Source organism: Variovorax boronicumulans NBRC 103145 (assembly GCF_001591345.1).
In the GTDB taxonomy this organism is placed as follows: domain Bacteria; phylum Pseudomonadota; class Gammaproteobacteria; order Burkholderiales; family Burkholderiaceae_C; genus Variovorax; species Variovorax boronicumulans.
In genome coordinates this window covers 1-11,731 of record NZ_BCUS01000161.1, presented here as the reverse complement: position 1 = coordinate 11,731, position 11,731 = coordinate 1, and the positions used below count along the sequence as shown (strand labels likewise).

12 protein-coding genes are annotated in these 11,731 nt (G+C 70.2%); 7 read left to right on the top strand and 5 right to left on the bottom strand.

What is annotated here, in order from left to right; all coding sequences use genetic code 11:
- From VBO01S_RS28705 to VBO01S_RS28695, 3 genes are all read left to right on the top strand, one after another.
- Positions 1-748: type III PLP-dependent enzyme domain-containing protein (locus tag VBO01S_RS28705; RefSeq protein WP_502688676.1), on the top strand; the 748-nt coding region annotated here is incomplete at its 5' end.
- Positions 749-761: 13 nt separating this feature from the next.
- Positions 762-1,679, top strand: coding sequence for a MurR/RpiR family transcriptional regulator (locus VBO01S_RS28700; RefSeq protein ID WP_062481841.1), 918 nt, complete (start codon positions 762-764; stop codon positions 1,677-1,679).
- On the top strand, positions 1,676-3,145 hold the full coding sequence (locus VBO01S_RS28695) for an N-acyl-D-amino-acid deacylase family protein (RefSeq protein ID WP_062481838.1): 1,470 nt from the start codon (positions 1,676-1,678) through the stop codon (positions 3,143-3,145). Before VBO01S_RS28700 ends, VBO01S_RS28695 begins: the two co-directional genes overlap by 4 nt.
- A gap of 130 nt (positions 3,146-3,275) precedes the next feature.
- On the opposite strand, the gene VBO01S_RS28690 is transcribed toward VBO01S_RS28695, so the two are convergent.
- Positions 3,276-4,202 (bottom strand): LysR family transcriptional regulator, encoded by a 927-nt coding sequence (locus VBO01S_RS28690; protein WP_062481847.1) that lies wholly within the window; start codon positions 4,200-4,202, stop codon positions 3,276-3,278.
- Positions 4,203-4,335: 133 nt separating this feature from the next.
- Between VBO01S_RS28690 and VBO01S_RS28685 the strand changes: the two genes are divergently transcribed.
- Both VBO01S_RS28685 and VBO01S_RS28680 read left to right on the top strand, forming a co-directional pair.
- On the top strand, positions 4,336-5,238 hold the full coding sequence (locus tag VBO01S_RS28685; RefSeq protein WP_062481835.1) for an amino acid ABC transporter substrate-binding protein: 903 nt from the start codon (positions 4,336-4,338) through the stop codon (positions 5,236-5,238).
- Between the two features lie 4 nt (positions 5,239-5,242).
- Positions 5,243-6,565: an aminotransferase class V-fold PLP-dependent enzyme gene (locus VBO01S_RS28680; protein ID WP_062481833.1), complete on the top strand. Its 1,323-nt coding sequence runs from the start codon at positions 5,243-5,245 to the stop codon at positions 6,563-6,565.
- On the opposite strand, the gene VBO01S_RS28675 is transcribed toward VBO01S_RS28680, so the two are convergent.
- Genes VBO01S_RS28675 through VBO01S_RS28660 form a run of 4 tightly spaced genes read right to left on the bottom strand, consistent with a single transcriptional unit; the run spans position 6,552 to position 8,919 of the window.
- Positions 6,552-6,959 carry a c-type cytochrome gene (locus tag VBO01S_RS28675; protein ID WP_062481830.1) on the bottom strand — a complete coding sequence of 136 codons (408 nt, stop codon included), beginning with the start codon at positions 6,957-6,959 and terminating at the stop codon, positions 6,552-6,554. The genes VBO01S_RS28680 and VBO01S_RS28675 overlap by 14 nt on opposite strands.
- Positions 6,956-7,525, bottom strand: a complete 570-nt coding sequence (locus tag VBO01S_RS28670) for a ferritin-like domain-containing protein (protein WP_062481828.1) — start codon at positions 7,523-7,525, stop codon at positions 6,956-6,958. Before VBO01S_RS28670 ends, VBO01S_RS28675 begins: the two co-directional genes overlap by 4 nt.
- A gap of 38 nt (positions 7,526-7,563) precedes the next feature.
- On the bottom strand, positions 7,564-8,259 hold the full coding sequence (locus VBO01S_RS28665; protein ID WP_062481826.1) for an RNA polymerase sigma factor: 696 nt from the start codon (positions 8,257-8,259) through the stop codon (positions 7,564-7,566).
- Positions 8,260-8,316: 57 nt separating this feature from the next.
- Positions 8,317-8,919 (bottom strand): DUF6306 domain-containing protein, encoded by a 603-nt coding sequence (locus tag VBO01S_RS28660; RefSeq protein WP_255221232.1) that lies wholly within the window; start codon positions 8,917-8,919, stop codon positions 8,317-8,319.
- A 103-nt stretch (positions 8,920-9,022) separates the two neighbouring features.
- Here VBO01S_RS28660 and VBO01S_RS28655 point away from each other — a divergent pair, with 103 nt between their 5' ends.
- Together VBO01S_RS28655 and VBO01S_RS28650 are read left to right on the top strand one after the other, a co-directional pair.
- A complete protein-coding gene (locus VBO01S_RS28655) occupies positions 9,023-9,901 on the top strand; it encodes a LysR family transcriptional regulator (RefSeq protein WP_062481823.1) in 879 nt (292 codons plus the stop codon).
- A gap of 123 nt (positions 9,902-10,024) precedes the next feature.
- On the top strand, positions 10,025-11,731 hold a 1,707-nt coding region (locus VBO01S_RS28650), incomplete at its 3' end, for a type VI secretion system Vgr family protein (RefSeq protein ID WP_169805099.1).

The window sequence follows — 11,731 nt, the reverse complement described above, 5'->3', positions numbered from 1 at the left end:
CTGCCGCACGCACGACGAAGCCGTTGCGCTCGCCACGCGGGTGCGCGCCAGCGACGCGGCCAAGCTCGTGGGCATCGAGACCTATGAAGGGCAGGGCGCCACCGGCGAAAGCGGGCCCGACACGGCCTACGCCACCACGCTGATGGACCGCGTGGAGGCCGTGGCGCGCCACTGCGACACGCACCAGCTGTTCGAGACCGACGAGGTGCTGGTCTCGGCCGGCGGCTCGGCCATCTTCGATCTCGTGGCCGGGCGGCTCAAGCCCGCACTGGGTTCGCCGGTGCGCGGCCTGCTGCGCTCGGGCTGCTATGTCACGCACGACCATGGCTTCTACAAGCGCATGGTGAGCGTGGTCGACGAGCGCCTGGGCTGCGACTGCGGCGAGGGCCTGACGCCGGCGATGGAGGTCTGGGCCAACGTGCAGTCGCGGCCCGAGCCGGGCCTGGCGATCCTGTCGGTCGGCAAGCGCGACATCTCCTTCGACCTGTCGATGCCCGTGCCGATCGCACGCGCAGCGCGCGGCGCGTTGCAACCCCAGGGCGTGCCCGCCGGCTGGAAGATCACCGCGCTGAACGACCAGCACGCCTACCTGCGCTGGGACGCGAGCGAAGAGGCCGATGCTCCGAAGGTCGGCGACCGCGTGGGCCTGGGCATCTCGCACCCCTGCACCACCTTCGACAAATGGCACTGGATGCCCGTGGTCGAAAACGACTACCGCGTGAGCGACGCCGTCGCCATGCACTTCTGAAAAAAACGCACCGATGACGCCCTCCTTGCTCCAGAGAATCGCCGAGGCGCGTGGCGATGCGCCGGCCACGCGGCGCGCGATTCTCGACCTGATCCTCGAAGACCCCGACCGCGCGCTCGAAGAGAGCTTCGAGCAGCTGGCCGAGCGCTCGCGCAGCTCGGTGCCCACCATCATGCGCACCTGCCGCGACCTCGGCTTTGCCGGGCTGCGCGAGTTCAAGCTCGCGCTCGCGCAGGAGCTGGCGCTCGGCGGTTCGCCGCTGCACCGCCGCGTCAACATCGAAGACGCCGCCGACGAAGTGGTCAGCAAGATCGCACGCAGCGCCGCGGCGTCAGTCTCGGGCGTGCGCGGCCAGCTCGACATGCAGGTGCTCGACGGCGCCGTGCGCGCCATCGCGGCGGCGCCGCACGTCGACCTGTACGGCGCGGGCGCCACCTCGTGGTTCATGGCGAACGACTTGCAGGCGCGGCTGTTCCGGCTCGGCCTCTCGGCCAACGCCTGGGCCGACTACCACCTGCAGCAGGTGGCCGGCGCGGCGCAGCGTCCGGGTGGCGTGGTCATCGCCATCTCGCACGTGGGCGGCATGCCTTCGCTGCTCGACGCGGTCGACATCGCGCGCGGGCAGGGCGCGAAGGTGGTCGCGCTCACGCGGCCGGGCACGGCGCTCGCGGCCAAGGCCGACTTCCTCATCGGCCTGTCGGTGCCCGACGATGCCGTGATGCACGTGGGCATCGACGCCTACCTCACGCACCTCACGGTCATCGAGATCCTCACCGTGCTGGTGGCGCAGCACCGCGGCGAGCCCGCCGTGCAGCGCCTGCAGCGCGCACGCGAGGCTTTCCAGCGCCACGGCATCGACGCCACCACGCACCCGCTGCAGAGCTGGGACGGCGGCGGCATCAACACGAAAAAGGGAGACAGCGAACCATGAGCGACACCCCAGCCGTGCTGCTCGAAGCCGGCCTCGTGGTCGACGGCTCGGGCGGCCCTTCGTGGCCCGGCGACGTGCTGCTGCAGGGCGACCGCATCCTGGCGCTGGGCGACGGCCTGCGCACGCGCCTGCCCGAGGGGCTGGACATCGCAGACATCGAGGTGATCGACTGCCGCGGCAAGGTGATCGCGCCCGGCTTCATCGATGCCCATACGCACGACGACGCCATCGTGCTGCGTGATCCGCTGTGCCTGCCCAAGGTGTCTCAGGGCATCACCACCGTGGTCACGGGCAACTGCGGCATTTCGCTGGCGCCCTACCGCACGCCGCAGTCGAAGCCGCCGCTCACGCTGCTGGGCGCGGATTCGTTCAAGCACGCGACCATGGCCGAGTACCGCGCCGCGGTCGATGCGGTACAGCCCGCACTCAACGTGGCAGCCCTCGTGGGCCACACCACGCTGCGGTTCGCGGCGATGCAGGCGCTCGACCGGCCCGCCGATGGCGACGAGCTGGCGCGCATGGCCGCGCTGCTCGACGACTGCATGGCTTCGGGCGCGCACGGCATGTCGTCGGGCCTGTTCTACGAAGAAGCCTTTGCGGCACCGGCCGAAGAGGTCACCGCGCTCGCGCGCGTCGTGGCGCGCCACGGCGGCGTGTACGCCACGCACCTGCGCAGCGAGATGCAGCAGATCATCGAGGCGCTGCACGAGGCCGGCGACACGGCCTTCAGCGCGGGCGTGCCGCTGGTGATCTCGCACCACAAGTGCGCCGGCCCCGCGAACTGGGGCCGCACGAAGGAGACGCTGCCGCTGATCGAGGCGCTGTCGCAGCGCCAGGAGATCGCGATGGACGTCTACCCGTACGTGGCCGGCTCTACCGTGTTGCGCGAAGACCTGGTCGACGGCGTGATCGACGTGCTGCTGACCTGGTCCGACCCGCATCCCGAGATGACCGGCCGCCTGATTTCCGACATCGCGCGCGAGTGGGGCACCACCGAGCAGGAGGCCTGCCTGCGCCTGAAGCCCGGCGGCGCCTGCTATTTCCAGATGCAGGAAGAAGACGTGGAGCGCGTCATTGCGCACCCGCTCACCATGATCGGCAGCGACGGCCTGCCGCACGACCGCCATCCGCACCCGCGGCTGTGGGGCGCGTTTCCGCGCGTGTTCGCGCGCTACTGGCGTCAGCGCAAGCTCTTCACGCTGGAGCAGGCGGTGCACAAGATGACGGGCATGACGGCGCGCAACCTGCGCATCGCGGATCGCGGCCTGCTGCGCGTCGGCACCATGGCCGACGTGGTGGTGTTCGACCCCGAGACCATCACCGACACCGCCACCTACGACAAGCCGCATGGCGTGAGCGTCGGTGTCGAGCGCGTGTTCGTGAACGGGGTGCTGGCCTACCGCGGCGGCGAGGGCGAAGCGAAGGTGCTGGCGCGCGCGGGGCGGATGTTGACGCGCGGGCGCTGAGCATTCGGGGCGCGGGCCCAGGCCACCGGGTACTTCCCTCCGCGAATGTCCCCCGGCCTGCGGCCTCCTCCTTGATTTCGCTGCGGGAAGCACCCGGTGGCCTGGGCCCGTCGGGCGCAGCGTGCGAACCCTACGAGGCTTCTTCCTCCGGCTGCGCCTGGAACATCCGCGTGAAGTCGCAGCACGCCTGCGCCAGCATCACGATCGACGACGTCAGCGCGCTGCGGTGCTCGCCCTTGTGCATGGCCACGTAGCGCACCACGGGCAGCGCGGGCGTCACGTCGAGCACCTCGAGCATGCCGGCGTCGACCAGCGGCGCGAGGCATTCGCGCGGCAGGTAGCTCACGCCCAGGCCCGACACGGTGAGGCCCGTGAGCGCCACGAGGTTGCTCACCACGATCGCGTTGGCGGGTTGCACGCCCTGGTCCTTCATCCAGGCGTCGTAGGCGCGGCCGGTGCCCGAGTTGTTGCCCTGCACCAGCATGCGGTGGCGCGCCAGGTCGTGCAGGCGCACGGTGCCGGTGGCCGCGGTCGAGGGAATCACGCCGGGCTTGCACATCCACGCGCTCTTCACGCGGCCGATGACCTTGCTCTGCATGCGCGAGTCGGCGAAGGTGTGGGGCACGATGACCACGTCGAGCTCGTCGGCCAGGAGCTTGTCGCGCAGCTGCAGGCTGTCGTCCACGTCGGGTTCGAGGATCACCTTGGGGTAGTGCTGCTGGATCAGGCCGACCAGGCGCGGCAGCCACGTCATGGCGGTGAGTTCGGTCACGCCCAGGCGGATGCGCCGCTCCACCACGCCGGGCTTGCCGAACTGCTCGACGGCGGCGTCGCGCTGGTCGAGCAGCTTCCTGGCGAGCACGAACATCTCCTCGCCTTTTTCGGTGAGGCGCGCCGTGCGCTGGCTGCGGTCGAACAGCTCGGTGTCGAACAGCTGCTCCAGCTCGTGCACGCGCTTGGAGATGGCCGACTGCGAGGTGTGCAGCTGGTTGGCCGCCTGCGCGAAGCCGCCCAGCCGGGCGATCCAGTAGAGGGCTTCGAGTTGCTTGAAGGTCATCACGGCGGGCGGCTCCTGAAAGAAAGAACGCTTTTCTTCATGCGATTCGATCACAAAAAATCGCTTTTAGAAATTCATCGGGACGCAGAAGATGCGCGCCAGGCCACCGTCATTGCAACCCAAGGAACACACCATGGACTTCAAACTGCCTCTCGCACCTTTCGCATTGGCACTCGCCCTCGTCTTCGCCTGCGGCGCCGCCAGCGCGCAGGACGCCGGCACGCTGCGCAAGATCAAGGACAGCGGCACGATCCAGATCGGCGCGCGCGACAGCCAGATCCCGTTCTCGTACAAGCTCAGCGCCGACAGCGCGCCCATCGGCTTCACCAACGACATCTGCCTGAAGATCGTCGACGCCGTGAAGGCCAAGCTGGGCCTGCCGAAGATCGAGGTGCGCTACACCATGCTCAACTCGACCAACCGCATCCCGCTGCTGCAGAACGGCACCGTGGACCTCGACTGCGCGACCACCACCAACACCACGCAGCGCCAGGCGCAGGTCGACTTCGCACCGAGCCACTTCGTCACCAACATCACGGCCGCCGTGAAGAAGAGCTCGGGCATCAACGCGCTGCCCGACCTCAACGGCAAGAACGTGGCCACCGTCTCGGGCAGCACCTCCATCCAGCTGCTGCGCGGCGCGCGCAAGAGCGGCACCATCGAGGTGAACGAGATCGCGGGCAAGGACACCTCCGACGGCTTCCTGCTGCTGTCCACCGGCCGCGCCGATGCCTACGTGCTCGACGACGTGCAACTGGCCGGCATGATCGCCAGCGCCACCAATCCGGGCGACTACAAGATCCTCAAGGAGTCGCTGCGCCAGGAGCCCTACGGCATCATGCTGCGCAAGGACGACCCCGAGTTCAAGGCGCTGGTCGACGAGACCGTCAACGGTCTCATGAAGTCGGGCGCCATCGAGCAGCTGTACACCAAGTGGTTCCTCTCGCCGATCCCGCCGCGCAACGCGAACCTCAACTTCCCGATGACGGACGCGGTGCGCGAGATCTACAAGAACCCCAACAACAAGGGCGTCTGACACCATGGCAGCCACACGCGCGGACCTGCCGAAAGGCGAGCTCCTTTCCGATGCGCTGATGCGCCAGGTGCGCGAGCGCTTCCTGGGCATCGAACGCGACCACCACGGCCGCGAGCGCCTGTACTTCGACAACGCCGGCGGTTCGTTCCGGCTGAAGGCCGCGGTCGAGCGCTTCGCGCTGGTCGACGCCATTCCCGACAACGCCGAGCGCATCCACGCCACCGCCGTCGAGCTGCAGGCCATGCAGGCGCGCGGCGCCGACGATCTGCGCACCATCCTGAATGCCACCGGCGGCAGCGTGTACCCCTCGCTCACCGCCTCGGGCGCGATGTTCGACATGGTGCGCGCGGTGGCCGAGAACGTGCCGGGCACGAACATGGTCACGACCGCGCTCGAGCACCCCTCGGCCTTCGACGCCATGCGCCTGTATGCCGAACGCCTCGGGCGCGAGCTGCGCGTGGCCAAGAGCAACCCCATCACCGGCGGCGTCGACGTGGACGCCATCGTGGGGCTGGTCGACGAGAACACCTGTGTGCTCAACGTGATCCACGCGTCGAACATCTCGGGCGCCAAGCTCGACATGGCGGCCATCGTGCGGCGCGCGCGCGAGATCAAGCCCGACCTGTACATCCTCGTCGATGCCGTGCAGCACGCGCCGCACGGCGTCATCGACCTGCAGCAGACGCCGGTGGACGGCATCAACCTCGCGCCCTACAAGTTCTTCGGCTGCCGCGGCTCGGGCTTTTCGTGGATGTCGGAGCGCGCGGCCGCGCTGCCGCATCACAAGCTGGCCGGCAAGAAGCCCGGCCACTGGGAGCTGGGCAGCTCGGCGCCGTGGCAGTTCGCGGTGCTGACCGAAATCGTCGACTACGTGGGCTGGCTCGGCGGCCATTTCACCGATGCGACCGACCGCCGCGCCCGCTTCGTGGCGGGCATCGAGCGCATCGAGCTGCACGAGCGCGCGCTGCTGGCGACGCTGCTCGACGGCACCGCGCAGACGCCGGGCCTGCGCGCGCTCGACGGCGTGCAGGTGTTCCTCGACCACGAAGACTTGACGCAGCGCGACCTGATCCTGGGCATCGGCTTCGACGGGCTCGACTGCACGCAGGCCGTGGTGGAGTACGGCCTGCGCGGCGTCACCGTGTACGAGCGCGTGGCCAGCAGCATCTACTCGAAGCGGATGCTCGAATCCTTCGGGCTCGAAGGCACCGTGCGCGTGTCGCCGCTGCACTGCCACACGGTGGGCGAGATGGAGGCCTTCCTGCGCGTGACACGCGAGATCGCGGGCGCCTTCGCGTCCGCCTCGCCTGCATTCAGCGCCGCGTAGGCCGCGCCAGTGCCGCGCAGGCCGGCGTGTCGTTCGCCTGCCGCAGGTAGGCGAGCAGGTCGGCGCGCTCCCGCGGGTCGGGCACGCCGTCGTAGGTCATGCTGCTGCCCGGCACCATCGCGAGCGGGGCGCTGAGAAAGCGGTCGAGCGTCCTGTCGTTCCACACGATGCGCGACTTCTTCATCGCCTCCGAGTACGCGAAGCCCGGCACGCTGCCGGCGAGCCGGCCGAACAGGCCACAGTGGCGCGGCCCGACCCGGTCGGCGGCCAGCGCGTGGCAGGCCTGGCAGCGCGCGTAGACCTGTTCGCCGCGCACCGCGTCGGGCGTTGCGGCATTCGCACAGGCCCATGCGGCCAGCAGGCCCGCTGCGAGCCGACGCGCCGCACGGCTCACGACACGAACGCCGAAGGCACCGGCGCCTCGCCGAGCGCCTGGCGCAGCACGGCCCAGTGCATCGCCTCGTCCCCGAGGATGCTGGCCGCGGCCTTCGACAGCTCGCGGTTGCCGAACAGCGGCACCGCGCCCAGGTAGGCGCTCACGGCGCCTTGTTCAAGCTTCGCGGCGAAGCGCAGCACGTCGGCCTGCGACTTGAGCTGCTCCACCGGGAAGTCATAGCGCGCCTTGGCTGCGACGGCCTTGCCGCCGAGCTTGGCGATGGTCTTGGCCAGCAGGTCCGCATGCTCCTTGTGGTGGCCCTGGAAGGTCACGGCGAGGTCGAGCACGGGCTTCTCGAGCAGCTTGCTTTCCGCACCGAGCTGGTAGGCCGCGATGGCTTCGAGCTCGGCGCTGAGCGCGGTGTTGAGGATCTGCACGTCGTTGCCGGTGGCACCGCCGCTCTTCGCGGCGAGCGCGTCGCGCCCCGCCAGCAGCGCCACGGCGGCGCCCGACAGCATCAGGCCGGAGTGGCCGAGAAAGGCGCGCCGCGCGGCGGCCGGGGTGGGCATCAGGAAAAAGGACATGGTGGGGTCTCCTCGGGGGGGGTGGTTGTGGGAAGCCATCAGGGCAGCGCCGCCAGCACGCGCGCCACGATGCGGTCGCAGCGCGCGCCGTCGAACGCGAAGGCGTCGCCCGTCGCCAGGTCGATGTCGCGCGACAGGCTTTCGCGCAGCAGGCTGCGGGCGCGAAAGAAGCGCAGCCGCACCGTGGCCTCGGGCAGCTGCAGCGCCTCGGCGGTTTCGCCGACGCTGAGTTCCTGCACCGCGCGCAGCACGAACACGGTGCGGTAGGCGTCGGGCAGCCGGTCGATGCGGCGCTCCATGAGTCGGCGAAGGTCTTCCCGCATGGCGAGGTGCTCCGGTTGGCGGTCGGGGTCGTCGGCGAGCTGCGTGTCGGGGGCGTCGTCGTCGTCCCCCGCAGTCGCGCCGCCGTCGAGCGGAATCACCTGCGCGCCGCGGCGGCGCAGGCGGCTCAGCGCCTCGTTGATGACGATGCGCACCAGCCAGGTCGAGAGCTTCGCCTCGTCACGGAAGCCGCCGATGGCGCGCCAGGCGCGCAGGTAGGCGTCCTGCAGCGCGTCTTCGGTGTCGGCGTCGCTGTGCAGGATGCTGCGCGCGGTGCGAAACAGCAGCTGGTTGTGGCGCCGCATGATGCGCGCGAAGGCCTGCGTGTCGCCTTGCGCGGCGCGTGCGGCCAGTTCGGCGTCGGACGCGTTCGCGTCGGCATCGGCAGTCAGGGGCAGGGCGGTGGGCGGCATGCGGTGAGTTCCTTCTGCCCATTGGATGGCGCATCCCCCCGCCGTGTTGCAACTTTCTCAGGCGCCTTCCTGCGGCCCGTGCGGGGCCTGTTGCGCGCTCACGCGCGCGATGTTCTGCTGGTGCGACACCAGCATGGCCGTCAGCTCGCCGTGGATGTGCGCGTCGACGATGCGCGGCAGCAGCGCCTGCAGCTTGCGCACCACCCAGCCCTGGCCGCGGTTGAGCAGCGCCAGGCGCGCGCCCAGTTCCGGCACGGCCGTCGCGCGCTCGTAGAAAGCGCCGGTGCGCGTGCTGGGCGTGGCGGCCAGCGACTGGATCGCGTCGATCAGCACGCCGCACCAGTGCACCTCGTCGCGATGGATGTCGGTCACCAGGCGCTGCAGCGCGGGGTCGTCAGTCTCGGCGGCGCTGCGCAGCGTGATGCGCGCACCGGCGCGCTCGGCTTCGAGCAGTTCGTTCAGTGCGGCCAGCAGCGCGTCGCGGTCGCCGGCTTCGCGGTAGGCCGCGTCGAGCTCATCGGCATAGCAGACCGGGGAGGACACCTCCACGCGCTCGGGAAAACGCAGCCCCCGCGCGCGCAGCGCGGCGGGCGTGTCGGCGAAGGGCGCGGCGGCATCGTCGGGCGGGCAGGCGTGGGGCATGGGCGGCAGGGGACGCATGGGGCGGGGCTCCTGAAGTCGTGCGCTCATGGTGAACCGATGTTTCTCCCCAAGCCAATGAATGTTCATTGCAAATGAGTGCAAAAAAACTAATATGAATCCGATGGACATCGGCCTCGCCCGGACCTTTCTCGAAGTCGCGGCCACCGGCAGCTTCGTGGCCGCGGCCGAGCGGCTGCACCTGACGCAGACCGCCGTCAGCGCGCGCATCCGCCTGCTCGAGGACCAGCTCGGGCGGCGCCTGTTCGTGCGCAACAAGGCCGGCGCGCGGCTCACCGCCTCGGGCGAGCGCTTCGTGGCCCACGCGACCACGCTGGTGCAGGTGTGGGAGCGCGCACGCCAGCATGTGGCGCTGCCGCCGGGGATCGAAGAAGGCGTGAGCGTGGGCAGCGAGCCCAGCCTGTGGCATCCGCTGCTGGCCGACTGGCTGATCTGGATGCACCGCGTCTGCCCCGAGATCGCGCTGCGCGCCGAGGTCGACAGCGCGCAGCGCCTGCTCGACGCCGTGCAGGGCGGCGCGCTCGACCTGGCCGTGCTCTACAACCCGCCGCAACGCCCCGGCCTCGTGGCCGAGCTGCTGGCCGAGGAGCGGCTGGTGATGGTCACCACCGACCCCGAAGGCCGGCTCGACCGCACGCGCTACGTGTCGGTCGACTGGGGCCCGGCCTTCGCGGCCAACCACGAGGTCGCGTTTCCGGAACTGGCCCACGCGCCGGTGTCGATCTCGCTCGGGCCGCTGGCCCTCACGTACCTGCTTGCCGTGGGCGGCGCGGGCTACTTCCGCATCGGCGTCGCGCGGCCCTTCCTGGCCGACGGCCGGCTGCGGCTGGTGGAGGGCGCGCCCGAGTTCTCGCACTCGGCCCACGCCGTGTATGCGCCGCAGCGCGAGAACGAGACGCTGGCGCGCGTGCGCGCCGGGCTGCGGCTGGTCGCGGCAGAGGAAGAGGGGCGCCAGGGCGGCGGCGTGCATTCGCCGGCTTGAGGCGCCGTCGTGCATCGCCGGGTGCTACTTTCAGGTACTTACGTTCGGGCCACCGGGACTCCGACAATCGGAGGCATGCCACCCCGCGCAACGCGGGGAAGAAAAATAAGTTCGGGGAGTTTCATGTCCAACCACGGCAGCGTGCCCTTGCGCATGCGTTCGTCGTCACCATCCGCTGACCGCAGCGCCCTGTGGGCCGAGCTGAGCCAGACGGCGCGGCTGTACCGCCTCGAGGCGCCGAGTGCTTCGTCGTCCTCCAACAGTGCCGCCCGCGAGAGCATCGACGCCCTGCGCGTGGAGGGCTGGGTGCAGCGCGAGGCGGTGTCGCAGCTGTTCGAGCTGCGCATCGTGTGCCTGAGTTTGCGTGCGGACCTGGCGCTGTCTTCGCTGATCGACCAGCCGCTGACGCTGGTCACCGTGCTGGCCAATGGTTCACTCGCACGTCGCACCGGCCTGATCCGCGCCGTCGAATCGCTGGGCGCCGACGGCGGCCTGGCGCGCTACCGCCTCACGCTCGTGCCCTGGCTCTGGCTGGCCACCCAGCAGGGGCGCAGCCAGGTCTTCCAGCAGCGCAGCGTGGCAGACATCATCGAACGCGTGCTCGCGCCGTATGCGGATGCGGGCAGCTGGGCCTTCTCTTCCGAAGTGAACAGCTTCCTGGCCGACGTCCCCGTTCGCACCTACTGCACCCAGTACCGCGAGAGCGACTACGACTTCTTCTCGCGACTGCTGGCCGAAGAAGGCCTGGCCTGGCGCATCGAGGAAGACGCCCAGGCCCCGACGGGCCACAAGCTCGTGATCTTCTCGTCCAACGACACCCAGCCCGCCGATGCGGGCTCGCCCGTTCGCTTTCACCGCAAGAGCTCCCAGGAGCGCAGCGACGCCGTGCAGGCGCTGGTGCGGCGCATGCGCCAGTCGGTGGCCCAGGTGCACCTGAGCGCCTGGAACGTCGACGGCAAGCGCCAGCTCACAGGCAGCGCCCCGGCGCGCTTTCCGGTCGGCGGCAAGAACGCCCCGCGCCTGGAATACGACGACGTGCTCGGCCTGAACGACCGCAGCCGCGGCTGGGACACCAACCGCACCGTCGAGCGCTACGCGGCATTGATGATGGAAGCGGCCGAATGCCGCGCCGACCTGATGCTGGGCCACAGCACCGTGCGCACCTTGCGCGCGGGCACGCGCCTCGAGATCGACGACGCGCCCGCACTCGGGCTGCAGGCCAGGCCTGCGCTGCTGCTGGACACCGTCGAACACGTGGGCATCAACAACCTGCCCAAGGACACGGCCGCGTCGATTGCGGCGCAGCTGGGTGCGCTGACGGAGCACCTCGTGTTCGACCAGCCCTGCGCCCCCGTGACGGCCGAGGCGGATGTGTTCGGACTGGTGTCTGCAGCCACAGGCACGCACAACAACACTATCCACCCGCAGCCCCAGAGCCTCGCCGCCGCCCAGGCCCAGGGCTACGCCAACAGCTTCTCGGGCGTGCACGTCCCGCGCCCCTGGCGCCCCGCACTGGCCGCGGCCGACGGTGCCCGCCTGCACGCCAGGCCCACGGCCAGCGGCGTGCACAGCGCCATTGTGGTCGGCCCTTCGGGCGAGACCACGCCCAACGGCGCCGACGAGCTGTACTGCAACGACCGCGGCGACGTGCGCGTGCGCTTCCACTGGCAGAACGGATCGAGCGAGAACGGCGGTAACGGCGACAGTGCCCAGGACAATCGCAGCACCCGCTGGATCCGCGTGGCCCAGCGCCAGGCCGGCCCCGGCATGGGCTGGCAGTGGCTGCCGCGCATCGGGCAGGAAGTGCTGGTCAAGTTCGTCGACCTGGAT